Below are 25,470 nucleotides of genomic sequence, written 5' to 3' on the forward strand. Positions count from 1 at the left end.
CGACTTACCGGTTGATTCCTACGTAAAAGCTGAAGATCCGTTCGTCGTCGTCAGCACTGCTTCGGATCGGAAATCCGAAGTCAAACGCCAGCGGAACGGGGCCCATGGCGGGCACGACAACTCGCAGGCCCAAACCGACGGTGACTCGAAAGTTGTCTGCCGTGATTTCCTGTTCGACCGTTCCGAAATCCGAAAAGGCGACCAGATGAATCATGTCATCAGCGGTAACGGGAACTCGGTATTCAGCCGTGCCAAGCATTTGCCACGTACCACCCGTTGAGATGTTATCGGCCCCGCGTGGCGTGATGCCTCGGAAAGCAAAACCTCGGAACGACTGAAAGCCGCCCGCGTAGTAGCGTTCAAATACGGGTGTGTCGTCGCCGGACCAGCCCAGATTTCCGGCCAGTGTCAGCACATGCTTGCCACTGCCGTCCGGGCGATTGTACATCGTGAAATACTGACGTCCTTCGGCTTCTAGTCGAGGATAGTTGAAGTCGCCAAAGGCCTGTTCGTAGGCCAGGTCCATGAAGTGACCTTCACCCGGAAGCAGCGTTGAATCTCGCGTGTCGTGAGTCGCGGAGGCTCGGAACGTAGACAGGAAGTTGTTACCTCGAACTCGTTCCAATTCGGGGACGGACGTCGTGCCGCCGGTGACGGCTCGAGGGTTTTCGATTTCCACATCTTCCAGACGAATGGCACCATTCACAGACCATTCGGGCGTAAGCTGCTTGCCGATGGCGACTCTACCGCCAGTACGCGTTTCATCCCAGTCGGGGTAGAAGCGGTTGAAGTAGAAGCCGCTGACACTCAGGCTGTAGTCGCTGTACATGAAATACGGATCAGTCCAGCTCAACGCATAGCGGCTGACCTGGTCACCAGGAGCAGCCTCCAGACGAAAACGCTGCCCGCCACCACGCCACGCTCGACCGTCGATGATATCTGCAAACGATGTCGGTGGTCGAAACAGGTTGAAGTTTCGCTCGTCCCATACAAACGAACCAACGATGCCGGCGTCGCTGTTGACACCTGCACCGAACATCAGACGCCCGGTACGACCTTCCGCAGCGGACACGTTGATATCCACCCAGCCCGGTGGCAATGCCTGAAACTGATTGTTGTATGGGCTGCCTTCCAGCACGGCGTTACCGCGACCCGGAGGCGGTGGCTGATAGAACGATCCACCCGGGCTTTGTCCGCGAATGATCACGTCATCGTCGACCGGCGGCAGAGCAGAAACCAGCAACGATTCCTGAGTCTGGCCAAATAACGTAGCCGGTTTCGAAACGGCGTATTGAACGATCGACGGAGTCGGTGGCGTTGCAAGAGTGCTGAACTGAGTACTGGCGAGCGGCTCAGCCAGCACTGAGTTAGCCGTCGCGACGGAAGGCATCGTTGGTGACGCCGTCCCGGTTGCTGTCATGCCGAGCGGTGTTGTATTGAACAGGGAATGACCATGGCGAATCGGTCGAGCGGCTTTCGGCTGAACTGTGCTTGCATTGTCGCTGACCGTGTCGCTTACGTTGTCGAACAGCTGCGTCCACGATGGAGAATAACCGGCTCCGCTTTGGCCACGAAAGTTTCGTGATGATGAGGCGTTCATGACTTCGCCGGGGTCCACCGGCACCACTTCCATCTGTACGTTTTCCAGAATTCCACTGCCTGCCATGCGCGAACGCCCGCGAGAGATCTTCGACGGGTCGGCAAGGTCGCCTGGTTCAAACTGCAGCAGATTGATCGGGACAATCTCCATCGTGTGAGGGTGCTCGCCCTGCAAATGAGGATTGATGTTCCGCACGTAGCGAGGTCGGTCTTCGTCAATTTCAAACACAATGTCGACGACGCCGGGCTTTTCTGAAAACTTCGGCACCGGCACAACTTTGGCAAAATAGTGACCTCGTTCGCCGTATTGCTCCCGCATGGCGATCACGTCTTTGCCCAGCGGCAGTGAGTTGAAATACTGACCTTCGCGGAGTTCGGCGTTTTCCCGTAGCTTCTCGGTCGGAATGACGTGATTTCCGGTCACCTGGATGCTGTTGATCTTGTACGGAACGCCTTCGCTGACCGTATAGTCGACTCGAACACTAGTGCGGTCCTCAGAAAACAGGGGTGCCGCAGTGATGTCGATGTCGAAGAAACCGAGGCCGCGGTAGTACTGTTTTAACGCGACGATGTCCTGCTGCATGGTTTCCGGCTTGTACAGACCGCCAAAGAACCCAAACAACGCTTCTTTGGTTTCCAGCTTTGTTTTCAATCGAGCGGCTGAGGGCGATAGGCCGTAGCTGCCGTCCTGCGATTGTCTTTGCAGAAACGAAGTGAGTTGCGGTTTCGCGATGTTGCCAGACTTTGTGCGAAACAGAAAACGACGCTCCTGCACTCGAACTTTCGCGCCTTCATGAATTCGAAAGACCACTTCACGGTCAGCCGGGGATCCACCTTTTACCAGTTCCACCTTGGCGAAGAAAAATCCCTTTTCTTTGTATTCCTGTTCGATGCGTCGTTCTGCTTCTTTGTTGGCCACGTGATCAAACGGAGCACCAACTTTTAGCCCGGTCCAGGATTCGACTTCTTTGAGCTTAACTTTCTTCAATCCTATGAACTCAACTCGCCGAACGATGGGACGTTCGTGGACCCGGAAGATTAATGCGACGCCGTCGCCGCGTTGCTCAAAGCGTTCCGTCACGCTGTAGAACCAGCGCGTGTTCATCAGCAAACGCTTGTCTTCTCGCAACTGACGATTGGTGACAGGGCGGCCCGGTTGAGTGACGATTTTCTGGAGGATGTGCGACGTTGGAATGGTTTCATTACCTTCGATCACAACGCTGGTGATCGATTCCGGCAAGTCCTCAGCGCGCAGCGGTGTCGTGAGGGCGATGGTTGTGAGCAGCAGGATCAAACTTCCGGCAAAGCACGTGAAGGCACTGATCCAGCTACTTGTTATTTTCGCTTGTGACGACGACATACGACTTCTCGAATTTGAAGCTCGTGCCTGGCAACGCACCATCCTTCAGGCAGTTCTGAAGTGTGATGTTTTCCTTGGAATTGAGCAGAGAAAAGAGAGGATTCGAGCGTTGAGAGAGACGTTGCAAAATGCAAATTTCCGGCAAAATCTCAGTTGAGGGGCCGTAGCAATAACGGATTCCGCAAATCGCCTCAATATGAGTCTGGCCCGGTGCTGGGCTGGCGCGTACGCATCGGCAATATCCGCCAAATTCGCTATTTCGCTCGGCTTTCTTCGAAGCGGCGTAGCAGCGGGGGCAGTTTGTCGCCCAGGCTGATGCGGACCCACTTTTCGAACAATTCGTGCTTCTCTGCTTCCGAAATTTTCCAGTCGGTCGCGTTCGCGTTGAGTTGCCCGATCAGATGCTGCAACACCAACGCCACCGAAACGGAAATGTTGAAGCTTTCGGTGAAGCCAAACATGGGGATGTGGATCAGGTCGTCAGCCTGCGAAATCGCAAAGTCGCTGACGCCCATTTGTTCGGCCCCGAAAATGACGGCGGTTTTGCCGTCGATGATCACTTCGTCCAGCGGCTTGCTGTTCTGACGAGGTGACGTGGCCAGAATGCGATAGCCATGGTCACGCAGATGTTTAATACAGTCGGACGTCGCCGCTGTGTCGTTCTTGTCGTCAGACAGTTTTCTCGAATAGCGGCGAATCGTCAGCCACTTGCTGGCACCTAAAGCAACGCCTTTGTTGGGCTCGAAGCTGTTATGAGATTCGATCGTATGCACATCCTGCACGCCGAAGCAATCGCATGTTCGAAGGCACGCACTGGCGTTATGAACGTGAAACACGTTCTCCAGCACAAGGGCGACGTGCCGCGTTCGGTGCGACAGAACGTCGCGAAAGCGTTGCAGACGTTCTTCGGCAATACAACCTTCAAGAAATTGCAGCAGGGTTTCGGACATACGTGACAGCGACTATGCGGCGCGAGCGGAAATTACGGGCTGACTGACGGTCGCTGCATCGGGGTTGTGGATGAACAAATCCTGAGACGGGAATGGAATGGTGAAGCCGCGTTCGTCCATTTCCAGTTTGATTTTCTCCGTCAGAGCAAACCTTACGTTCCAATATTCCCGGCTGGCGACCCACGGTCGGACGACAAAGTTCACACTGCTGCTACCAAGTTCCGCCACAGCAACAACGGGGGCTGGGGACTTGAGAACTCGTTCATCGGACTCCACAACCTCCAGCAGCATCGCCTTGACGGCTTTCAAATCGTCGTTGTAACCGCAGCCGATGACGAGGTCGATTCGGCGTTCGCGTTCGGCCGAATAGTTTTCGATGGTGCCTTCGGTGATTTTCCCGTTGGGGACGATGATCCTCACGTTATCCAGCGTCAGCAGGATAGTGTTGAAGATCTGAATTTCCACAACCGTGCCCTTGCTGCCGCCAACTTCGACGACGTCGCCGACTCGAAACGGCTTGAAAAACACGAGCATCACACCGGCCGCTATGTTGCCGAGTGACCCTTGCATCGCCATCCCGATTGCGAAACCGGCAGCCGCCAGTACGGCGGTTAGCGACGTGACATCAACCCCCAGTTGCTTCAGCGACGCAATACAGACGGCGATCAGCAGCAGCATGTAGATCAGGTTGTTAAGGAACCCGACCAGAGTTTCGTCAACGCGAGCCTTTCGAGCTCCTCGCACGATCCCCGCCGCCACAACTCGAGCCAGCCAGCGACCGACGACGAATACCACGATTGCCCCGAGTAACTTCGGCCCGTAGGTGGCGACTTGTGCGACCAGCCAGGGGAATGAAATGTGGCTGAGAATCCAGTCCATTGATGAAGACAATACGCTCTGCACGCCGCCCGCTTCCGTTTCGGCGGCTGCCTGAGCCACGATTGCGCCGCGAAGAATATCCATGCTTTCGATTTCCATCCGTTTCGTTCAGTCCACTTCTCGACCTGTAAAATGCAATTTATGACATCTTCGAATTCGGGTAAACAGGGGTTACAAGACACAGCTTTTCGCTCACGGTGCCGCAGCTTCGGCTGCCCGGCCGTTGGCTAAGATGCAGAATCTGCAAGCGCTGGGTTCGGCATGCCCCACTCTTCTGCCTAGCCGTCATAATTTGCCATGGCTTCCTCGCTTGGGGACGAGTCGCGTTCACGACAAATTGTGCGGTCTGGCGGCGGATTGCGGACTTCGCATGAATATTCGCGCCCTGAGGGCAGATAAAAACTGTATCGGAGGTCAAAATTACTGTGCGAAAGGATGTCGCCATGGAGATCAGAACTCGATTTCCCTCTGCATTTTCTGTGACGGCGTTTGTTGCGATGGCGGCGTCAAGCGTCGTGCATGCCGAATTGCCCCAGGCATCGACACCGATTTGCAGTGCCATCCAGGCAGTGGCCGCTTCCGGGGACGCATCAACTTCGCCAGCGCGAGTCGCCGGGCGCAACGTAGAAGCTGAGTCTCGGCTGACGCCACTTAGTTCACCGATCGCACCGGTACCGCCTGCCGCGTTTGGCGATCAAAAACCAGCCGCGACGAAGTCAGGTGCTACGCCGTCGAATCTCGCACCAGTGTTGCTGGCGTCCGAGCCATCAATGATTAGCCGGTTGACTCGACTTGCCCAAAGGCTGCCAGAGAGCGTGCCTTTGATGGACAGCACCGACGTGGCCAGTCAGACCGAAACGAATTCACCGCGTCGCCGTCGCACGTTGGATCATGTGATCCGAGCCTCAGGTTGGGCTGGCTGGTCTGGTGGCGTAATCGGTCGTGCTGTCAGGCCTGTTCGCAAGCCCGGTGATCCCGATCCGGAAGTCGATCCGCTTCCGCCACTGGCAACACCACCGACAGGTCTGGACGCCGACGCGCCGCTTGAACCCTAAGAATGCTAACGTCGTCACTCATGCAGGTTGTGTAGGGAGTTCAAAGTCCGCTAGTCGAGCGACAGCAATTCATCGGAATCGTCCGATGCATTCACTGACGAATCGGCTTGCGGTGGCGCTACGACGGGTGCCTTCGCGGCTGCCGCTTTTTTAGCCGGCTTCTGCTCTGACGACCGCTTCACGCTAGCTTTTGCGGCCGCTGAAACTGGTGCCTTCGCTTTTGCGGCGGGTGCGGCAGGCTTTTCAGGCGCCGCCTTCTTTAGAGGTGGCGCGGTGCTGGCTGCAGCTTTCTTTTCTGTTTTGGGCCGTTGCTTCCCGCCTGCAGCGGCCTGTTTGCGCAACACGAGTAGTTCGCGAGTCACCTTCACCAAACGAGCTTCCGCTGTGCGCAGTTCGGTGACCATCTCGTCGATGTTCTGCCAGCGTTCGCCGGGATTGGCTTCCAGTCCCTTCATAATGATTCCGGCGATCTGCTGATCCATGCGTGGACACAAATCCAGAATCGGAACCGGCGGTTTGTTGATGTGTTGCATGACGGCGTCAATTGTCATGGCCGCATCCCACGGATGACGTTTGGCATACATTTCGAAGCACGTCACAGCATACGAAAACACATCGATACGCTGATCGGTGGGTTGGCGCTTGATCAGTTCAGGAGCCATATAGTTGGCAGTGCCAGTGCGGTTGCCTGGCTTCCGAAAATCGGGCGTGTTGGGCACGGTCAGCCCGAAGTCGATCAGCTTAATGTGATCGTCTTCCGTCACCATGATATTGCGAGGGCAAATGTCGCGGTGGATCCAGTCCTGTTTGTGGAAGTAAGCGAGGGCGTCGCCGATTTCGATCATGTACCTTGTGCGGTAACGCTTCATCCGATCGTTTTGCAGGTCGACCAGCAGGCCGAGGCCACAGCCTTCAACGAACGGCATGATCAGATACGTTTCGTTTTCCGTTGTCTGACCAACCTCCAGCGTCCTGACGATATTCGGATGCTTCAGCGACAACGCGATGTCGGCTTCGCTGGGTTTGTGCAGACCTTTAAAGCGAGCTTCGTAGCGAAGCGTTTTTTCCTTGTCGAGCACCTTGACCGCGATGGACTGGCCGTTCATCGGGTCTTCGGCTCGCCAAACTTTGGACATGCTGCCCTGGCCAACTCGGCCAATCAGGTTGTACCGTCTGCTGAGATCGACCGATTCGACCTTGTTTTTCTTATGAAACAGACTCATTGCCAACCCCGCTGCTGTCCGCTGAAACGGCGTGAATTTGTAAATCGACGCTATGAGATAGTGTCCACTGCTGCAGGCTGCTGAGTCAACCCTTTCCCGTCGGGCTCGAAAGAACAGCTGCGGGACTCTTTTCCGGACCAGCGGTGTTCCCTATGGTTCGTTGCTGAACGGAAACAGATTCCCGACTTATTCGAGAACCGATCCGTGCCCGCTAACCACACTAATACGGACGCTTCATGCCTGTCACTATTCCCGAAATTGATATCGAATCACTGCAATCGCTGTGCAGCCCGTCGTTGCTGGTCTTTGCGGATCAGGTGGAACGCAATATCGACCACATGATCGCCGGCGCAAATGACGTCGACCGCCTGCGACCTCACTGTAAGACTCACAAGATGGCAGACGTTGTCAAAATTCTGCTAAGCAAAGGAGTGACAAAGCACAAGGCGGCCACCGTTGCCGAAGCCGAGATGCTGGCCAATGCCGGTGCGACGGATGTGGTGCTGGCTTACAACCCGGTTGGGCCGAACGTTGGTCGAGTGGTCCAGCTAAAGCAGAAGTATCCCGCTGTGCGATTGGCCGTTACTGCTGACCACCCGGTGCCTCTGCAGCAGCTATCTGAAGCCGCCAGCACTGCTGGCGTGACGATCGGAGTGATGCTGGACGTGGACGTGGGGCAGCATCGCACGGGGGTTTTGCCGGACAGCGACGAAGCGTTAGCGCTGTATCAAACGATCAGTAAATCCCCCGGTCTGGAGGCGGCAGGGTTTCACGTTTACGACGGACATCAACATCAGGAATCGCTGGATGAACGTCGCGATGCGGTGCTGAAGGAATGGCCTGCGGTTCTACGCCTGAAGCAGCGTTGCGAAGCAGCGGGCTGCGACGTTCCGGAATTATTGTGCGGCGGCAGCCCGACGTTTCCGATCTACGCCGAACTCGATACACCAGAAATCACGCTCAGCCCCGGCACCAGCATTTTTCACGACGCCGGTTACGGCGGCCATTTTCCGGATTTGGATTTCACGCCGGCGGCCGTGGTTATTACGCGAGTCATCAGTCGCCCGACTCATGATCGCATTTGTCTCGACCTGGGCAACAAGGCGATCGCGGCAGATCCGCCCAAGGGACATCGCGTGTTCTTTCCCGACCTGCCGGATGCTCGGCAAGTCATTCATAACGAAGAACATCTGGTGCTGGAAACCGATGCCGCTCAACGTTATCAGCCGGGGGACCTGCTGCTTGGCATTCCCACGCACATCTGTCCGACCAGTGCGTTGCATCAGGAAGTTGCGGTGATGAAAGACGGCAAGCTGATTGATCCGTGGCCCGTGACCGCACGAAACCGCCGTCTTACGGTTTGATGTACCGCTTGAACTCAGGCCGATCTCGCCAGGCATCCCGGTATTCGCTGTATTCATCCAGTTCGGGCCATGAGCGAGGCCCGGGATCGAGCGGGACGACCTTGCCCTCCGGATAATCCAATCCGGCGACGCTGCGTTCAACTGACTCATTCCATTCGGCCAGAGCCGCTTTCATGCGAGCGGCCACGGCTGGAAGTTCTTCCAGCAGGTTGTGTGTTTCTTTGTGGTCTTTGGTGACGTTGTAGAGTTCGAATGTTGGGCCATCGGCTTTGCTTTGCTTTCCCTTTTTGGCGGCCGCTGGCGGCAGGCTGAGCAACTTGTAGTCGTTGTCAATTAACGCCATTCGACCCGTGTGCCGTACGCCAATGGGTTGAGGCCGCTGCTTGAGATCTATTGATAGCAGTGGCTTCAAGCTGATGCCATCCTGCGGCAGCGGCGACGGGGCTGCGCCGACGATATCAATCAGCGTGGGAAAGATGTCCAGTGTCGAAGACGGATAAGTTGTGATGCGAGGCGTGTCGATACCGTTGGGCCATTCGATAATCGCGGGAACTCGCAAACCGCCTTCGTAAACGGTGTTCTTGAAACCTCGCAAACCGCCGACGGTTTCCGGCTTAATTCGTGGCAGGCCCCCGTTGTCGCTGCAAAACCAGAACAGTGTGTCATCCGCGATTTTGAGTTCTCGCAGACGTTGCCGCAGCGTGCCGATGCTGCGATCCATGGCCACCAGTTCGCCGTAGTGATTGGCTGACGCATCGTCGAGTTCCTGGAAGTGCGATCGGTCGTCGCGGTCTGCCACGAACGGACTGTGCGGCGTCCCAAACCACACAACGGTAAACGATGGTTTGCTCTGGTTCGCATTTCTGCTGATAAACTTCAACGCTTCGTCGATCACGATTTCAGACGAATCGCCTCGGAACTCTTCGAACTCACCCGCGCGGCTAAGGATGGGATCTCTGTCGAAGAAGTTGGTGACGGACAGCCATTTGTCGAAGCCGAACATGCCCGGACTGCGAATGTCGTCCTTTAAGATTGGAGCACCCGGACCTCGCATGCCGTTCAAATGCCACTTGCCGAAATGAGCTGTCTCGTAGCCCGCCTTCTGCAATGCCTGAGCAATCGTGAATTCCTGAGGCCGCAGCGGCACGCCATGATTGGTCACGCCCGTGCGATCGTTGGTCCGCCCGGTCATCACCGTCGCTCGTGTCGGCGAGCAATTCGACGCACCCGCGTAGAAGCGGTCAAACCGCAGCCCGTTTGCCGCCATTGCATCCAGATTGGGCGTCTTCAAGACCGGATGGTTGTAGTAACCCGTCTGCCCCCAGCCCATGTCGTCCGCCATCACCAACACGATGTGCGGCGGCACAGCAGCAGTGGCGTGCGAAGCGGCAACCAGGCAGAAGAAGACAGTAACGAGGCGCTGCGAAAACGGTGTCATGGCGCGGCTTCCAGGGTATCGGGGTTGCTGTTAACGGCGAGCCGCTAATTGTAGCAAGCAAAAAGCCCGGCTTTAACAAAAGCCGGGCTTCCTTCGTATCGATACCGCTGAACGGCGGCGTTTAGTTGCTGTACTTTTTGCTAACCGCCCCGGAAGAAACGGAATTCGGGCTCTTGCGACCGCCGTAGATTCCGGAGATCGGCGTAAAGCTCTCGCGGGCTCCGACTGTGCCGTCGACCATGGGGCTGCGAGCTCCATTGGCAAGTCGGGACGGGAATCCATCGCTGGAATCCGGCGTCCACGCTGTGTGGTTGCGGCGATAGCCGATGTGTTCAAGGAAAGTGCCAAGACCGACTGGATAAATTCCCTGTGGTTCTGACGCTGCCAACACGGCTTCCGAGTTTCGACGAATGACGTCGAATAGCTTGACCAGTGCTGGGTCCTTGGTGTCTCGACCGTAGTCACCCTGCACGACAAAGCGAAGCGTGGAAACGCCATCGTTGATCCGTCGTTTCATCTCCTCTTCTGTGATCATGTTGCCGCGCCCGTCGGTGATGTTGCCTTCATCATCGATTTCAATCGCTACAGTGACGCCGTGGTCACGCAGCAGGCTGTGGAAGCGATCTCGCGTCAGGCCTTCGCTCTTCAACTGACCGATGACTGCAATTTCGATCGACTGGCCCGACTGGAAGATTGGAGAAAAGATTGGGTCTTCCGGCGCGATTGGTTCGCCTGCCTTTTCGCCGACGATGCGAGCTTCCGCTCGGTTTGCTCCGAGCAGTTTCACAATCACGACGCTGCCTTTGATATCTGACGTGGCAAGTTTGCCGACGCCGGAATTCTTGCGACCATAAACCGAAAACGTCACTCCGACAGTCAAGCCATCGGCGGCTCCAACATTGACGTAAACAAGCTGCTGCTGGTGATCGACTGATGTGATCATACCGTCGGGCTTGAAGAAGCTGAAGTCTTCAATCTTGCGAAGACGGTCCCGCAGGCTTTCCACTGTCTTCTGGAATTGATCGTTCCGTTCGTTCGCATCTCGCAGCGAAGTGGACAGGTTTGTGATCTCAAGGTTCAATCGCTGGTCCAGTTCCGCCTTCTCCGCACGCAGGGTGTCGTTGGCCTGTTCGAGGTTGGCCATCTGCTTGCTGTGTTCAGCTTCCCGCGATACCAGGCTGGTCTCAGCTTCTTCGCGAGCCTGTTTGTGCTTTGCGATTTCTTCATCTTTGGCAGCGATTGTCTGCTGCAGTTCGCGTGTCTTGGTGTTGTACATCTGGAGGCGGCTGTCGGCTGCAAAGCTGTGGTTATCGCTTTCTGCGGCCGTGCGAATCAGTGCACCGCTCAAGTTGGGAGGAACGGCGGTTTCGTCACCCGCTTTATCGCTAATCAGCTTCCGGACTTGTGCGTTGATGCTCTCCTCCGCATTGGGGTCACCCACGCCAACTTCGTCGCCAGGGCCGTAGTCGCCGACTAGGTCTTTTAGCAACGTGAGTTCGTTGTTTTGCTGCGTGATGGTCGCTTTGACACTTTGCTGTTCGTTATTGGCGGCCGTTAGCTGAGCCGACATCTTCTGGTTTTCACCAGCCATGTAATACAGGAAGCCACCGAGGACTACGGTCAGTAGCATAAAGATGGCCATGCCAATGACGGGGCCGTTTTTGTTTTGAGCCATGTTGTGGTTCCTGCTGTGTGTACGGCCGTGATGCCAATACGAGGCAATTGTTGATGCCTCGGCGTTTTCAACCTAGCACTATTCTGACCGGATCAGGCCCGGACACAAAAAACTACAAGCGTCCTGCCGGAATTGTTTTGGTGCTGTTGCCGATTGTGCCCAAATGTTGCGTTTTTCATTCACGCAAGCTGCACAAAGTTTACCGTCAACTGCATAGATGCCGAATTTTCGATTTGGTCTTCAAGTACATCGTTACTTGCGGAATGCACTGAGTCAAGAAGATAGCAGGGCGGCCCACGCATCTGTCACCAGCTTTTCCGCAGCCGAACGGCAGCCAGGCGTGAGGGTACCCCGCACTCTCCTATCGACGACTTAGCAGTAGGGATTCCACCTGACTGAAAAATCAGCGGATTCTGCCGGTTGTGCCGAGCTGTACGAGCCATTGGCCTTTGCAGTTGGACGCAGCAGCACAGGAACCGCCGCATCGGCTGGCACTGGTTGAACAGATGCCGACGCAGCCGCTTCCGCGCAAAATGGGCTATTTTCAGGTTCCAATCGGGACAACCCGCACTCTGACCTGACGCTTAGGCGGAAATTTGCTAAACAACGGGCATCGCAAGGCGTGATAGAACAGGAACGCCACCGGTTGATTTCCTGTCGAGAAATCGCTGAAGAAGAGACTCCTACACCATTCCCCACCTCAGTCGTTGTAGAAAGACGGACGGATGCCCATCCTTCAGGACAATTCCTATTCCATCGGCCGCACGCCACTGGTCAGAATCAATCGCCTCACGGAAGGCCTGAAGGCGACCGTTCTGGCAAAGATTGAAGGCCGCAACCCGGCCTACAGCGTCAAGTGCCGCATCGGCGCGTCGATGATCTGGGACGCAGAAGAACGAGGCGTGTTGAAGCCCGGCATGCAGGTGGTAGAACCGACCAGCGGAAACACCGGCATCGCACTGGCGTACGTCTGTGCCGCTCGCGGTTATCAGCTTACGCTGACGATGCCGGATACGATGTCGGTAGAACGCCGCATGATGCTGAAAGCCTTCGGCGCTCATTTGCACCTGACTCCCGGCGCAGAAGGGATGAAGGGAGCGATCGAAAAGGCAACTGAGATGTCTCAGCAGGACAACTTCTTTATGCCTCAACAGTTTTCGAATCCTGCAAATCCGGCCATTCACCAGAAGACCACTGGCCCGGAAATCCTGGAAGACACCGAAGGAAATATCGACTACTTCGTCGCCGGCGTGGGCACGGGGGGCACCATTACAGGCGTCAGTCGTTTTCTGAAACAGGACAAAGGCCTGGACGTAAAATGTATCGCGGTTGAGCCCGCCTCCAGCGCTGTTTTGTCCGGTGGCCCTCCTGGCAAACACCCGATCCAGGGTTTGGGCGCTGGATTTATTCCGGACAACTGTGACACCAGCATCATTGACGAAATCGTGCAGGTCACGGGCGACGAATCGCTGGAAATGGCTCCTCGCATTGCTCGTGAAGAAGGCATTATCTGTGGCATTAGCTGCGGAGCTGCGATGGCCGCCGCACTGAAAGTTGCGGCTCGCCCGGAAGCCGAAGGCAAGACGATTGTCGTGATCCTGCCCGATTCCGGAGAACGTTATCTGTCGACGCCAATGTTCGAATACGCTCGCCAATCCTAGACGGGATGAGGTTGGGTGTTTAGGAACGAGGGGTGAGGCTTGGGGCGTGCATTAACGCGTTCATCGGTGCCGCCCCTTCCTACTGCGATTTTCCCCATCATTCGAAATTCCTTTTTCAACCCTCGATCCTCACCTGTCTATGCCCGGCAATTCCTTCGGACAGTTCTTCCGCATCACCACAGCTGGCGAAAGTCATGGGCCGGGGAATGTCGTCATCATAGATGGAGTGCCGCCGGGGATTCCTGTTTCGGTCGACGACCTGATGGTCGACATAAATCGTCGCCGGCCGGGGCAAAGTAAGCTGACAACGCAGCGTAAGGAAGCCGACGCCCCGGAATTTCTCGCAGGGATCTTCGAAGGTCGTACGACAGGCACCAGCGTCGCCATTCTGATCAGAAACACGGATCAGCGCAGCAAAGACTATTCGGACATCAAGGACAAATATCGCCCGGGCCACGCCGACTACACATATGACGCCCGCTACGGATTCCGCGATTATCGAGGCGGCGGGCGCAGCAGCGCTCGCGAAACGACGGCTCGAGTTGCAGCGGGAGTGCTCGCGAAGAAGCTGATCGAACGTGACTTTGGTGGTCGCGTAACGGGTTATGTCTGTCAGGTTGGTTCGGTAAAGGCCAATATTCCTTCGCCGCAGGACGTGTCGCTGCAGCAGGTCGAACAACTTCCCGATGGTTCGCCGAATATCGTGCGGTGTCCTGACTACGATGCGGCGGCGAAGATGATCGACGTGATCGACACCGTCCGGATGGACACGGATTCGATCGGTGGCGTGTCTGAGATTGTAGCCACCGGCGTGCCAGCCGGTTTGGGCGAACCTGTCTTTGATAAGCTGAAGGCCGATCTGGCGAAGGCGTTGTTTAGTTTGCCGGCTGTGCTGGGTGTCGAATATGGCATCGGCTTCGGTTGCGCCGAATTGCGGGGCAGTGAGAACAACGACATATTCGAATCTCGTGACGGAACCATCACCACAGCGACCAATCGACATGGCGGCATGCTGGGCGGAATCAGTTCCGGGCTGCCTATTGTGCTGCGAGCTGCCATCAAGCCGACCAGCAGTCTGGCCAAAGAACAACCCACGGTCACTCGCGACGGCACGCCCACGGCAATCAGTACCAAAGGTCGCCACGATCCCTGTCTTCTGCCTCGTTTTGTTCCGATGGGCGAAGCCATGGTGGCGATCGTGTTGGCCGATCATTGGTTGAGATGGAAAGCGATTGATCGGTGAAACTGGACTCTGAAATTTCAGAGTCCAGCACCTGCTTACGAAATACCTGTCGCTGCCCGCCTGCGGAGAATTCAACTCGTGCCTGATCATATAGACGAATTCGAATCCATTTTTCGCCGGTCCGAACGCGAACTGTTTCAGTACGTTGAGATCCCGATTAGGTCCGTGACCATCGTGACGGACGATGATGCTGACAAAGCCAGTCAGACGGAAGCGATGGTCAAAGCCTTCCTGCCGCGACTGGCCGAAGCTGGCGAATGGCGAACAATTACCGGCAGCGAATATCACACCGTCGCGCAGCTGCTGGAAATACTCGATCAAAAACAGACCGACCTGATCATCACGTACCGTCACCTGCAGGAAGAATCACTGGTTCCTCAGCACAGCCTCGGTGTGTACCTCGACGTGCTGACGCAGACGACTTCCATACCGGTGCTTGTGCTGCCCGGAACGGCCGCTCAGCCGGTCAGCGTCCACGACCGCGTTTGTGACCGTGTGATGGTGGTGGCAGACCACATCAGCGGTGACAACCGGCTGATTAACTATGGCGTGCGAATGTGTCGCAGTGGCGGCTCAATCTGGTTGTGCCACGTCGAAGACGACGTCGCCTTTGAACGCTACATGGCGGTCATTGCCCGCATACCGGAAATTGATTCGGACGACGCTCGAGTGCTGATCGAAAACCAGCTTCTGGCGGACGCTCAGGAATTTATCGACAACTGTTCCAAAGTGATTGACGGCGAAGGTCCAAACATTACCGTCAACAGTTTTGTGGGCCGCGGCCACCACCTGCGTGACTATCAGGCGCTGATTCAGGAACACGACGTCGACTTACTGGTGCTGAATACCAAAGCGGACGACCAGTTGGCGATGCATGGTCGAGCGTATTCGTTAAGCGTTGAACTCACCGACGTTTCGATGCTGTTGCTGTGAGGAAACGGAATTCGAAATGATGAATGAGTTCACTCGCTTTTGCTTCGACGGATCGTCGCTTTTGTTGGCAGCCGAGACTGCTGCTCACAACGTGCCTGCATGGGAAACCGTATTATTCGGCCTGATCCTGGTCGCCATGATTGCGGCCTTGGCGCTGGAAGAAAAAATTCACGCCAAGAAATCGATCATCGTCGGCAGCTTCGCCGGGCTGTGCTTGATTCTGGCCACACTGATGAAGCTGCTTAAGTTCGGCCCCGTCGAACTTCCTAACGGCCATGAAATCGATCTGCCGGTCTACATTCCTTCGATCGACTGGGGCGTCATCACGATCATCCTGGGCGCCAGTCTGTTTGTCGAAGTCACTAGTCGGTCTGGTGTTTTCACATGGATGGCCATCTCGCTGACTCGCAAATCCGGCGGCGATCCGTGGCGACTGCTGATCTTTTACGGGCTGCTGACGGTCCTGTTTTCGGCCGTTCTGAACAACGTCACGGCAATGATCATTATTGGATCGCTGACGACGGTATCCCTGAAGAAACTTAACCGTACCGAATTGCTGCTTGGCTTTCTGGTGACCGAAGGTTTGCTCACCAACGTCGGCGGACTACTCACATTGATCAGCAGTGTGCCGAACATCATTGTGGGGAAGACGGCGGGCATCAGCTTTGCCAAATTCTTCTTCGTGGCGGCTCCGTATGTGGTCGTGGCAACCGCCGTGACTCTGCTGATGGCCAAGTGGAAGTTCGGCATCAAAGCTCTGAAGTCTGAAGAAGACAAACTGGAAGCGCGTCGGCTTGTCGATAGTTTCGATCCGACAGAGAGCATTCCCACGAAGCGGTTTTTCTGGTTCTCGGTGGGAGCTCTGGTGTGTTTTATCGCCTGCCTTGCCGGACAGTCAGCGCTTCCGTTCGGGCTCGACAAATTAGAAATGGGCTTTATTGCACTGTTCTTCGCCGGCGTGGTTTTGATCGCTTATAAGAACGAGGTCGATAAGTTTTACTCCGCCGTCGATTGGGACCTGCTGGCTTTTTTCGCGTCGTTGTTTGTCGTGATTCACGTCATGGAAAACGCGCGGGTGCTTGACGTGATTGGGCAGGGGATTGCCGCCTTGTTACGTTTGCCGGACCCTGTGAATTCTGCTGTGCTGTTAAGCAGTTCGGCAGTGGCCAGTTCTGTGACAGACAACATTCCGTTGGCTGCCATGCTGGCTCAAATTCTGGCCGCGCTTGAAACCGATCCGGCGTCGCCGTTCTGGTGGTGCGTGATTTTTGGTTCCAACCTGGGCGGCAACATCACTCCGATTGGAAGCGCCTCAACAGTGGTCGCAATGACCATTATTCATCGACAACAACTGGATCTCACGTTCTTCGGGTTCGTCAAGTTGGCCACCCCATTTGCTGTCGTGCAGATCATTCTGGCGACCGTTTACGTTCTGATCGCAATCTGATTTATGCTGCCAGATTCACGACAACTTCGCGACATTCTGGCAACATTTCTGCCGGACCCCGACGCGTTGAATTCCGCCGTCAACGCGATCACCAGCGCCACGACCGCGGAAGTCCCCGGCGCAGCTGTGGATATTGATCGAGCGTCCCGGTGCGGATTTCCGGAGGTCGTGTACGGCGAAGGCAAACCGGCCGAATTGATTGTTGAGATTCTCCAGCGTCAAGCCGCCGCTGGACAAGCCGGATTTGTGACTCGCGTTTCGCCGGAGCAGGCGGCCGTCGTTCAGCAGGCGTTCCCCAATGTCCACTACAATCACGTCGCCAGAACGCTGACGATGAAGAATGTTTCGGCGCCTGGTGTTTCCGACGCGGAACCTGCCGTGGCCGTCATCAGCGCCGGAAGTTGCGATGCAGCGGTGGCTCAGGAATCTCTGGAAACCCTGCGCTGGATGGATGTGCCGGCGGTGCTGATCGAAGACGTCGGCGTGGCTGGACCTCAACGGCTGATCAAACATGTTCCGCTGCTTCAGCGGATGTCGGCGATCGTTTGCGTGGCGGGAATGGAAGCCGCGCTGCCATCTGTCGTAGGCGGCTATGTGAGCTGCCCGATTATTGGCGTGCCGACATCGGTGGGCTACGGTGCGTCGTTCGGCGGCGTAACGGCGCTGCTGTCGATGTTGACCTGTTGCGCATCGAACGTTGTCGCGGTGAATATCGACGGTGGTTTTCGAGGCGGCTATGTGGCAGGAATGATCGCCACGCGCGCTGCCAGTTCCCGGGACGACGACTGAGTGCTATGGCGGACGTGCATTCTCAAGAGCAGCGATCCTTCAACATGTCGCGAATCCGCGGGAAGGACACGAAGCCTGAGATGATTGTGCGTTCACTCGTGCATCGAATGGGTTTCCGCTTTCGGCTGCACAGAAAAGATCTGCCCGGCAAGCCCGACCTTGTGCTGCCTCGGCTGCAAAAAGTCATTCAGGTACACGGCTGCTTCTGGCACATGCATCGGTGCAGATACGGTAAGGTCGTTCCGAAAACGAATGCGGAATTCTGGCAGGCAAAGCGCCAAGGCAACGTTGATCGGGATCGTCGCAATCAACGGCTGCTGAAACGTCAGGGGTGGGATCAGCTGGTGATTTGGGAATGCTGGACTCGCGAACCTGCTTCGAAAGTGGTTCCGCGGTTAGAAAAATTCCTGCGCTGCGATTGAAAGTGGGACCGCTGTACGACCTGCAACTGGGGGCTCCCAGGCCGGAAAAATCGCTGCAACCTTGCTAATCGGGCAATGTGTAAACTGCAGACGACACTCGCCTTATGTAATTTCTGGCAATCTGAGGCAAGTCTTCCGTCCGGTCACTGGCAGGTTTCTTTTTCCCCATCGGCATGCATAATACGGCGATGTGCGGCCAATTCTGTGGGTTAGATTTGCATGACAGATGCATGATGTCGCCATCGGGAGAATGAATTGAGTAACGAATACAACACACCCGACGAAGCCGCGCCGGAAAAAACGGCCGCCGCGAAAATGCGCGAACGCCCTCAGTGCGTCTACGTTATCGATGACGAGATTCAGGTGCTGGACGTAATCGCCCTGCAGCTAAACGCGGCCGGCTACAATGTGCGCACGTTCTCACGGGCGATTGAGTTTCTGGAAGCGTTGCACGAACTGGAATCCGGCGTTGTGCTGTCCGACCAGCGAATGCCTGAGCTTAACGGGTTGCAGGTGCAGCAGCAGTTGCAGCCATTCGGTCACAAGTTCTCTCTGATTCTGTTGTCAGGCTACCCGGAAACCAGCGTCGCCGTCACCGCCATGAAGCAGGGTGCGGTCACAGTGCTGGATAAGCCGTACAACAAGGACCAGTTGCTGGCGTCACTGAAAGATGCCTTTGCCGTCCTGAATCGAGCGTCCAGCGATGAACAGGGACTGCCTCCCATGTTGGCCCAAGGCGAACGTTATCTCGACCGACTTTCGATGCGTGAACGGCAGGTGGTCGATCTGGTTTACGAAGGCGAAACCAATAAGTCGATCGGCATTCGCCTGGGGATCAGCATTAAGACGGTGGAAAAACACCGGGGTAAAGCGATGCGGAAAATGGAAGTCTCCAGCCTCGCAGAATTGATCCGCCTGATGGACCGGGAACTCCGCGGGTCAAGTAACCCGTAGCTGATTCGCTGATCCGTCAAACCAACTGTTTTGGTCGAGTCTGACGCTGGTGCAGCGCGGCTCCGATAAAGCCGGTAAACAGTGGATGCGGCTTGTTGGGTTGAGACTTGAATTCCGGATGATATTGCACGGCCACGTACCACGGATGGTCGGTGACTTCAACAATTTCCACAAGGCCGCCATCCGGACTGGTTCCTACTGGCGCCATGCCCGCGTGGATGTACTGTTCGCGATACTGCGGGTTGAATTCATACCGGTGTCGGTGACGTTCGTTGATTTCCACCGTGCCGTAGGCCTGTAACGAGTTGGAACCTTCGGCCAGCACGCACGGCTGACTGCCCAGCCGCATGGTGCCTCCTTTTTCGACCATGCCAACCTGTTCTTCCAGCAGGCAAATGACGGGGTGTTGAGTGTCGCCGTCGAATTCGCTGCTGTTCGCGTCCTGCAGGCCCATCACGTTGCGTGCGAATTCAATCACGGCAACCTGCATGCCCAGGCAAATGCCAAAGTACGGTACGTTGTTCTCACGAGCGTACCGTGCCGCCTGAATTTTTCCTTCGACGCCTCGCATGCCGAACCCGCCAGGGATCAACACGCCATCCACGCCTTTCAGCAAAGCTTCAGCGCCCTGACGTTCCAGGTCTTCCGCTTCGATACGCTTGGCGATGATGCGAGTTGAATGCTGAAATCCGGCATGGTCCAGTGATTCGTAAATCGATTTGTAGGCGTCGCGGTGCTCGATGTACTTCCCAACGACGGCGATCGTTACTTCGTGCCGCGGGTTGCGAATGCGATGAATCAATTCGCGATAATCGTCCAGCTGTAGCTGGCCCGCTTCCATGCCCAGCTTCTCGATGATCAATTCGTCCAGCTTGTGTTCGACAAGGCCCATGGGCACTTCGTATATGGAATACTCCTTGTCGACTTCTTCGATCACGGCTCGCTTTTCGACATTGCAAAACAAGGCGATCTTGTCGGTATGTTCGCGGCCGATCGGTCGTTCTGTACGACAGACCAGAATGTCCGGCTGAATGCCGATCGTGCGAAGTTGCTGCACGCTGTGCTGAGTCGGCTTGGTCTTGGCTTCGCGAGCGGCCTTCAGATACGGCACCAGCGTGAGGTGAATGAACAGGCATTTCTCTTTGCCGATGTCCAGCGGGATCTGACGGATGGCTTCCAGAAATGGCAAGCCTTCGATGTCGCCAATTGTGCCGCCGAGTTCCGTGATCACGACATCGACATCCGGAGCAGCCAGACGACGGATGCTCGCTTTGATTTCGTCCGTGATGTGGGGCACCACCTGTACGGTGCGGCCCAGGTATTCGCCGCGGCGTTCTTTTTCGATTACCGTCTGGTAGATCTGACCGGTGGTGTAGTTGGAGTCGCGATTCAGTGGGCTGGACGTGAATCGTTCGTAATGGCCGAGGTCCAGATCGGTCTCAGAACCATCATCCAGCACATACACTTCGCCGTGCTGATAGGGGCTCATCGTACCTGGATCGACGTTAATATACGGGTCCAGCTTCTGCATCCGGACGGTCAGGCCACGACGTTCCAGCAACATGCCGATGGATGCGGACGTCAGTCCTTTTCCAAGCGAACTGACAACTCCACCCGTAACAAAAATATGCCGCGTCATTGACGATCCTTCAGTGATAAATAGCGAGGCCGCATTAAAACGGCATCCCCTCCGGACCTCAACAGGCCCGATTCGCAATCCTTCAGAACTCCGGAATTAATCAGAATTCAAAGCGCGACTGACGGATTCCAGCAGGACCTCCATAGCGAAGGGCTTTCGCAGATAATCGACAACGCCCAGCATTTCCGCATATGCCTTGTGCCGACTGCCTTCGTTCGCCGTCATCATGATGACCTTGGGCCGCTTGTCCAGATCGTTGATGAATTCCAGAACCGGGAATCCCCCCATGCGAGGCATCATCATGTCGGTCAGCACAAGATCGGGCTCGGAAGACATGATCAATTTACGACCATCGTTGCCATTCGTTGCGGCAGACACGTCGTACCCGGCTGATTTCAACACGGTCTGCACAGTGTTTGAGATCTCTCGATCATCTTCAATCACCACAATTTTCTTTGCGCTCACAAAGCACCTCGGGGTTTACTACGCAATCGGCGGTTAGGCATCAAGTCGGAAGGAGTCCGGCGGGACCAGATACTACTCGATGCCCCAGACGAAGTAAAAGGTGCGGACCTGCGGGCACATGCCACGGCTCAGCACCGCCTTGATCGTCGGCAATTTTCGTGCCACCGTCAGGCAAGACCATGCAACGCCCCGGATTTGCTAAACAGTCGGTCGACTTTCTCAGTGACCTTAGGGTCGCATTCCAGCGGTGGTGCCATGTGGGATTTCAGTCGAGCATCAATTACAAGGCTGCCGCGAAAGCCCCAGTGCTTCTGTTCAGTGAAGGCACCAATTCCATAAACGTCGGCTGCTGGGTTAGAACGAGTGAACGTAACCCACAGAAAGTTGCCGAACGATCGCGCACAGAACTCGGCGTCGTCGACCAGCACCACCAGTGGGAAACGGTTGATCACTGCCTCGACAGAAAGAGCGTCGCAGAACTGCTGCGGGATTGGGTCGCTGCCAGGCGATGCGGTTGACCATTTCGGGGCGGTAATCGCGAGTACTCCTGGTAAACAGACGCACGGCGAACTGAAGCCCGGCGGCAAAGTCAGGTCTGACGGCACTTCCGTTGGCAATGAGCGTATTCGCTCACCTGCCGCTGCCACAATCAGTTTGGAACCTTCGTTCAAACCCGTACCCGTGTAGTCGAGTGTGTCGATTGTCGTGCGAGTCTGAAAATGCAGATCACGCGTGAGGTCGATCCGTTCCAGCATGTGGCCGAAGAACGCCGCCACGTCGTTGATGTCCAGGTTGGGGTTATCCTGGTGAGCTGCAATGAATAGATATTTGGCCAGCGACAACTGCCCCTGCCCCAGAATCGCGTTGGCGTTTGTGAGTAGCTCCTGAGGTTGCCGTTTGGTTGCGTAGGGCACGTAGCGTTCGTTGCCGATGGCCAGCAGCAGTGGATGCACGCCGGCTTCGTCCACGGCATGAACGGCCTTCACGCCCGGCAACACAGTGGGGATTGCGGGGCCGGTGAGTTCATGAATCAGCTCACCGAACACGGTGTCTTCCTGAGGCGGTCGACCGACGACAGTAAACGGCCAAATGGCATCGCTGCGGTGGTACACCTTATGAACGTCCACGACGGGAAAGTCGTGAACCAAACTGTAGTAGCCCAGATGATCGCCAAACGGGCCTTCGGGAAGTTCTTCGGCCGCAACTGTTCCCGTGATGCAGAAGTCCGCTTCGGCGCAGATCATGGGAGCGTCTTTCTGCCGAACCATCCGAACGGCGCGACGCGATAATGCGCCGGCAAAAGCGACTTCCGGAATTCCGTCGGGCAGTGGCATCACGGCGGCCAGTGTCATCGATGGCGGGCCTCCGACAAAGATATTCACCTTCAGTCGTTCGCCCTTCTCCAGCGCGGCCGAATGATGAAAGCCGATGCTGCGATGAATTTGATAATGCAGTCCGACCTGGCGGTCCTTTTTGTATTGGTTGCCACCGAGTTGCACTCGATACATACCGAGATTTGAATTCACATACCCGGGTCGATCGGGATGTTCGGTGTAGACCTGCGGCAGAGTGATAAACGCGCCGCCATCGTCGGGCCAGCACTTTAACTGGGGAAGCTTGCTGATCGATGTTTCGTTCTGCATGACCGGCCCGGAACGTCGCAGTGCTGGCCGCATCGACAGCAGAGTTCCAGCAACGCCGGGTGCCTTGAGAGGACTTCGCAGAAGTGTGGTGGGATCCTTTTTTAAGCTGATCAGTGTTTCCACATGCTTCAAGGCGTCACGGAAGATGTAGCGTGCTCGATCCATGGTGCCGAACAGATTGCTGACCATGGGAAACTGGCAGTCCACAACGTTGTCGAACAGTAACGCCGGCCCGCCAGCCGCATAAACACGACGATGAATTTCGGCCGCTTCGAGGTTGGCGTCAACAGGTTCGGCAATGCGAATCAGCTGTCCTGTTTTTTCCAGGTCGGCAACACATTGTTGAAGGTTGGCATAACCCATTCGTATGGCTTCATTCTTGCAGGGCATTTTCGTGGGGCGACGGTGTTTGCGCCACGACTGTAGTCCACGCCGGTCCTGCCAGGCAACGCTGCGGCGGATCGGAATGCTGGAATGCAGCGGTTGGTGGTTTGAGTGTCATTCCTGCAGCTGCGCTGTTCCCAACTGGCGAATTTCAATGGTTCGTCTACACTTCGGACAGCTCGTACCAATGCCTTGGCCAGTCAGGTAGATCTCATGAAACATCTCACCCGTCGATCCGCAGTCAGTTCCGTTATAGCGGGCGTCGCCGCATCGGCTATTCCTTTCGGCTCTTCTGCTTCTGCGGCCGATGAACCGAAGAAAACGGAACCAAAACGTCGAACTCGATTCGCCGTTTCAAGCTATTCCTTCTGGCAATTCAAGAATGAGGATCTGCGGCCAATCGAGACCTGTATCGACCTCGCTGCCGAATGGGGATTCGATGGCGTCGAACTTCTGGAAATGCAGATGGTCAATAAAGACAACGCAACGCTGCAAAAGCTTAAGCAGCGAGCGTTCGTCAACGGCATGGACCTGTCTGGCTTTTCGACTCACCAGGGCTGGGTGAATCCGGACGCCGACGTGCGGAATAAGAATACTCAGAAGACAATCAATTCGATTGAGATCGCTTACAAGCTCGGCATTCCTACCATGCGCGTGAACACTGGACGTTGGGGGACGAGCGGTAATTTTGATGAACTGATGGCCAATCGCGGCATCGAACCAACCCTGGAAGGTTACACCGAAGACGACGGTTTCAAATGGGTCATCGACGGCCTGACAGAATGTCTGCCGACGGCCGAAAAATGCGGCGTCACACTCGGTCTGGAGAACCACTGGGGACTTGGCCGAACTCCGGAAGGTGTGATGAAAATCGTGCGAGCGATCGATTCTCCATGGTTGAAGACGACGTTGGACACCGGCAACTTTCTGGAAGATCCGTACGATCGACTGGAACTGATGGCCGACGATGCCGTGCTGGTACAGGCGAAAACGTACTACGGCGGCGGAATGTGGTACACGCTGGACCTCGACTATCCGCGGATCGCTCGCCTGCTGAACAAGCACAGTTACAACGGTTACGTGTCGCTGGAGTTTGAAGGTAAAGAGAACCCGAAGACCGCCATTCCCAAAAGCCTGAAGATGTTGCAGGCGGCATTTGAGGCCGCTTAGCTGGTTTTTCTACGCCTTCCTTTTTCTGATCCTGAAGTTGCCGTCACGTGCCATTCGAAATTCCGTTTGCCGTTCACTACGTCTCCCTTCTGATCGGGTCCGACCCCGCCACAACGATGTGGGGGTTATCGGTGATGATTGCTGTGGGCATGCTGGCCATCACCAAAGGCGGCGATCTGTTCACAGATAGCTCAGTAGAAATTGCGCGCATGACGCGCATCCCGCCGGTGATTGTGGGCGCGACGATTGTCAGCACGGCGACTTCGTTTCCTGAGTTCATGGTTTCCCTGACAGGGACGCTGGCCGGTTCTGCAGAGTTCGCTGTCGGCAACGCGATCGGATCGTGTTTGTGCAACATCGGCCTGATCGTCGGCGTATGCGCGGTCACTCGAGGATTTCTGGCAAAGCGCCGTGGGCTGAAGCCCGGAATTGCGGCTGACCGGTCGATGCTTAAAGGCCCCGGAATGTTCATGCTGGGATCCACCTCGCTGCTGGTTTTGTTCAGCATGTTTGCCGCCGGAGGAGCCGAGCTGAATGACTCTGCCACGCGATTTGGGCTCGCCCGGTGGCAGGCTGTGATCTTGTTTGCCGGTATGTTTTGGTACCTGGCGTATTCTATTCGAGCCGCCCGGTTGGCTCGCTATGAATCGTCGCTGGTTGCAGATGCCGAACCTCACATCGTCACACCGCTGGAAATCGTGAAAGCGTCCGCCATGTTTCTGCTGGCGACGGCCGTTGTCGTCATCGGCAGCCGCATGCTGGTTTGCAACGGCGAAGCCATTGCGCTGCGAATGGGCGTTCCCAAACTGGTTTTGGGGCTGACCTTATTTGCGGTTGGCACGTCACTGCCGGAATTCACAATTTCACTGATTGCCGTGTTGAAAGGTCACGAAGCGCTTGGGCTGGGCAATATCATCGGTTCGAACGTGATGAACATCTGCTGGGTGTTGGCATCATGTGCTTTGGTGACTCCGCTGCCAATTGATATTCAAACCGTCATCGTCGATCTACCGGTCACTTTGCTGCTAACGGTGCTGTTGCTGGTACTGCCGTGGAAGTCTGAACGGATCAGCACCGCAGCCGGGTGGCTGCTGCTGCTGATTTATGGAGCTCACCTTGTTGGCGTGACGGTCCATGGCGTCGCGGGTTAGTTGCCATCATATTTCTGGCGGCGTTC

The 25,470-nt window shown here is 56.0% G+C and carries 20 protein-coding genes; 11 read left to right on the forward strand and 9 right to left on the reverse strand.

Translation table 11 applies throughout. From position 1 onward, the window contains the following. Positions 1–4: 4 nt before the first annotated feature. The 3 genes from Fuma_RS03660 to Fuma_RS03670 all read right to left on the reverse strand — a co-directional run bounded on the left by Fuma_RS03660 (position 5) and on the right by Fuma_RS03670 (position 4,872). Complete coding sequence (locus tag Fuma_RS03660) at positions 5–2,959, reverse strand: BamA/OMP85 family outer membrane protein (RefSeq protein ID WP_077022948.1); 2,955 nt, start codon at positions 2,957–2,959, stop codon at positions 5–7. Between the two features lie 254 nt (positions 2,960–3,213). Continuing rightward, positions 3,214–3,909, reverse strand: a complete 696-nt coding sequence (locus tag Fuma_RS03665; RefSeq protein WP_077022949.1) for a TrmH family RNA methyltransferase — start codon at positions 3,907–3,909, stop codon at positions 3,214–3,216. A gap of 12 nt (positions 3,910–3,921) precedes the next feature. Beyond that, on the reverse strand, positions 3,922–4,872 hold the full coding sequence (locus Fuma_RS03670) for a mechanosensitive ion channel family protein (RefSeq protein WP_218922384.1): 951 nt from the start codon (positions 4,870–4,872) through the stop codon (positions 3,922–3,924). A 359-nt stretch (positions 4,873–5,231) separates the two neighbouring features. On the opposite strand from Fuma_RS03670, the gene Fuma_RS03675 reads away from it, so the two are divergent. Further along, positions 5,232–5,843 carry a hypothetical protein gene (locus Fuma_RS03675; protein WP_145943952.1) on the forward strand — a complete coding sequence of 204 codons (612 nt, stop codon included), beginning with the start codon at positions 5,232–5,234 and terminating at the stop codon, positions 5,841–5,843. Positions 5,844–5,893: 50 nt separating this feature from the next. Here Fuma_RS03675 and Fuma_RS03680 read toward each other — a convergent pair whose 3' ends face one another. Further along, entirely contained in the window at positions 5,894–7,066 is a 1,173-nt protein-coding gene (locus Fuma_RS03680; RefSeq protein ID WP_077022951.1) for a serine/threonine protein kinase, read from the reverse strand. 236 nt (positions 7,067–7,302) lie between these two features. Here Fuma_RS03680 and Fuma_RS03685 point away from each other — a divergent pair, with 236 nt between their 5' ends. Next, complete coding sequence (locus Fuma_RS03685; protein ID WP_077022952.1) at positions 7,303–8,430, forward strand: D-TA family PLP-dependent enzyme; 1,128 nt, start codon at positions 7,303–7,305, stop codon at positions 8,428–8,430. Here the strand turns inward: Fuma_RS03685 and Fuma_RS03690 are convergent. Together Fuma_RS03690 and Fuma_RS03695 are read right to left on the reverse strand one after the other, a co-directional pair. Further along, positions 8,420–9,868: a sulfatase family protein gene (locus Fuma_RS03690; RefSeq protein WP_077022953.1), complete on the reverse strand. Its 1,449-nt coding sequence runs from the start codon at positions 9,866–9,868 to the stop codon at positions 8,420–8,422. The genes Fuma_RS03685 and Fuma_RS03690 overlap by 11 nt on opposite strands. Positions 9,869–9,989: 121 nt before the next feature. Further along, on the reverse strand, positions 9,990–11,543 hold the full coding sequence (locus Fuma_RS03695; RefSeq protein WP_077022954.1) for a hypothetical protein: 1,554 nt from the start codon (positions 11,541–11,543) through the stop codon (positions 9,990–9,992). 725 nt (positions 11,544–12,268) lie between these two features. Here Fuma_RS03695 and cysK point away from each other — a divergent pair. From cysK to Fuma_RS03735, 7 genes are all read left to right on the forward strand, one after another. Beyond that, on the forward strand, positions 12,269–13,204 hold the full coding sequence (cysK, locus tag Fuma_RS03705; protein WP_077022956.1) for a cysteine synthase A: 936 nt from the start codon (positions 12,269–12,271) through the stop codon (positions 13,202–13,204). A 139-nt stretch (positions 13,205–13,343) separates the two neighbouring features. After that, the gene (aroC, locus tag Fuma_RS03710) at positions 13,344–14,447 is read left to right on the forward strand and encodes a chorismate synthase (protein WP_077022957.1); all 1,104 of its coding nucleotides are present in this window, start codon (positions 13,344–13,346) and stop codon (positions 14,445–14,447) included. A gap of 78 nt (positions 14,448–14,525) precedes the next feature. Beyond that, entirely contained in the window at positions 14,526–15,380 is an 855-nt protein-coding gene (locus Fuma_RS03715) for a hypothetical protein (RefSeq protein ID WP_077022958.1), read from the forward strand. Between the two features lie 16 nt (positions 15,381–15,396). Next, the gene (locus tag Fuma_RS03720) at positions 15,397–16,827 is read left to right on the forward strand and encodes an ArsB/NhaD family transporter (protein WP_077022959.1); all 1,431 of its coding nucleotides are present in this window, start codon (positions 15,397–15,399) and stop codon (positions 16,825–16,827) included. Positions 16,828–16,830: 3 nt separating this feature from the next. Further along, complete coding sequence (larB, locus tag Fuma_RS03725) at positions 16,831–17,616, forward strand: nickel pincer cofactor biosynthesis protein LarB (RefSeq protein ID WP_077022960.1); 786 nt, start codon at positions 16,831–16,833, stop codon at positions 17,614–17,616. A gap of 5 nt (positions 17,617–17,621) precedes the next feature. Beyond that, the gene (locus Fuma_RS03730) at positions 17,622–18,038 is read left to right on the forward strand and encodes a very short patch repair endonuclease (RefSeq protein ID WP_077022961.1); all 417 of its coding nucleotides are present in this window, start codon (positions 17,622–17,624) and stop codon (positions 18,036–18,038) included. A gap of 255 nt (positions 18,039–18,293) precedes the next feature. Further along, positions 18,294–18,992 carry a response regulator transcription factor gene (locus tag Fuma_RS03735; RefSeq protein WP_083731784.1) on the forward strand — a complete coding sequence of 233 codons (699 nt, stop codon included), beginning with the start codon at positions 18,294–18,296 and terminating at the stop codon, positions 18,990–18,992. A 16-nt stretch (positions 18,993–19,008) separates the two neighbouring features. Here the strand turns inward: Fuma_RS03735 and Fuma_RS03740 are convergent, their stop codons facing one another. The 3 genes from Fuma_RS03740 to Fuma_RS03750 form a co-directional block, all read right to left on the reverse strand. Next, entirely contained in the window at positions 19,009–20,631 is a 1,623-nt protein-coding gene (locus Fuma_RS03740) for a CTP synthase (protein ID WP_077022962.1), read from the reverse strand. 96 nt (positions 20,632–20,727) lie between these two features. After that, positions 20,728–21,096, reverse strand: a complete 369-nt coding sequence (locus Fuma_RS03745) for a response regulator (protein ID WP_077022963.1) — start codon at positions 21,094–21,096, stop codon at positions 20,728–20,730. 167 nt (positions 21,097–21,263) lie between these two features. After that, positions 21,264–23,102 carry a UbiD family decarboxylase gene (locus Fuma_RS03750; RefSeq protein WP_077022964.1) on the reverse strand — a complete coding sequence of 613 codons (1,839 nt, stop codon included), beginning with the start codon at positions 23,100–23,102 and terminating at the stop codon, positions 21,264–21,266. 234 nt (positions 23,103–23,336) lie between these two features. On the opposite strand from Fuma_RS03750, the gene Fuma_RS03755 reads away from it, so the two are divergent. After that, entirely contained in the window at positions 23,337–24,293 is a 957-nt protein-coding gene (locus Fuma_RS03755) for a sugar phosphate isomerase/epimerase family protein (protein WP_077028083.1), read from the forward strand. 47 nt (positions 24,294–24,340) lie between these two features. Continuing rightward, positions 24,341–25,444 carry a calcium/sodium antiporter gene (locus tag Fuma_RS03760; RefSeq protein ID WP_077022965.1) on the forward strand — a complete coding sequence of 368 codons (1,104 nt, stop codon included), beginning with the start codon at positions 24,341–24,343 and terminating at the stop codon, positions 25,442–25,444. Positions 25,445–25,470 lie beyond the last annotated feature (26 nt).

Origin of the sequence: Fuerstiella marisgermanici (genome assembly GCF_001983935.1) — a bacterium.
In the GTDB taxonomy this organism is placed as follows: domain Bacteria; phylum Planctomycetota; class Planctomycetia; order Planctomycetales; family Planctomycetaceae; genus Fuerstiella; species Fuerstiella marisgermanici.

What these genes read in the sequence shown, in the direction of transcription:
- Fuma_RS03740 (WP_077022962.1), bottom strand. Translation starts at nt 20,631, where the DNA reads ATGACGCGGCATATTTTTGTTACGGGTGGAGTTGTCAGTTCGCTTGGA.
- aroC (WP_077022957.1), top strand. Translation starts at nt 13,344, where the DNA reads ATGCCCGGCAATTCCTTCGGACAGTTCTTCCGCATCACCACAGCTGGC.
- Fuma_RS03730 (WP_077022961.1), top strand. Translation starts at nt 17,622, where the DNA reads ATGGCGGACGTGCATTCTCAAGAGCAGCGATCCTTCAACATGTCGCGA.
- Fuma_RS03660 (WP_077022948.1), bottom strand. Translation starts at nt 2,959, where the DNA reads ATGTCGTCGTCACAAGCGAAAATAACAAGTAGCTGGATCAGTGCCTTC.
- Fuma_RS03670 (WP_218922384.1), bottom strand. Translation starts at nt 4,872, where the DNA reads ATGGATATTCTTCGCGGCGCAATCGTGGCTCAGGCAGCCGCCGAAACG.
- Fuma_RS03665 (WP_077022949.1), bottom strand. Translation starts at nt 3,909, where the DNA reads ATGTCCGAAACCCTGCTGCAATTTCTTGAAGGTTGTATTGCCGAAGAA.
- Fuma_RS03690 (WP_077022953.1), bottom strand. Translation starts at nt 9,868, where the DNA reads ATGACACCGTTTTCGCAGCGCCTCGTTACTGTCTTCTTCTGCCTGGTT.
- Fuma_RS03680 (WP_077022951.1), bottom strand. Translation starts at nt 7,066, where the DNA reads ATGAGTCTGTTTCATAAGAAAAACAAGGTCGAATCGGTCGATCTCAGC.
- Fuma_RS03675 (WP_145943952.1), top strand. Translation starts at nt 5,232, where the DNA reads ATGGAGATCAGAACTCGATTTCCCTCTGCATTTTCTGTGACGGCGTTT.
- cysK (WP_077022956.1), top strand. Translation starts at nt 12,269, where the DNA reads ATGCCCATCCTTCAGGACAATTCCTATTCCATCGGCCGCACGCCACTG.
- Fuma_RS03695 (WP_077022954.1), bottom strand. Translation starts at nt 11,543, where the DNA reads ATGGCTCAAAACAAAAACGGCCCCGTCATTGGCATGGCCATCTTTATG.
- larB (WP_077022960.1), top strand. Translation starts at nt 16,831, where the DNA reads ATGCTGCCAGATTCACGACAACTTCGCGACATTCTGGCAACATTTCTG.
- Fuma_RS03720 (WP_077022959.1), top strand. Translation starts at nt 15,397, where the DNA reads ATGATGAATGAGTTCACTCGCTTTTGCTTCGACGGATCGTCGCTTTTG.
- Fuma_RS03685 (WP_077022952.1), top strand. Translation starts at nt 7,303, where the DNA reads ATGCCTGTCACTATTCCCGAAATTGATATCGAATCACTGCAATCGCTG.
- Fuma_RS03750 (WP_077022964.1), bottom strand. Translation starts at nt 23,102, where the DNA reads ATGGGTTATGCCAACCTTCAACAATGTGTTGCCGACCTGGAAAAAACA.
- Fuma_RS03755 (WP_077028083.1), top strand. Translation starts at nt 23,337, where the DNA reads ATGAAACATCTCACCCGTCGATCCGCAGTCAGTTCCGTTATAGCGGGC.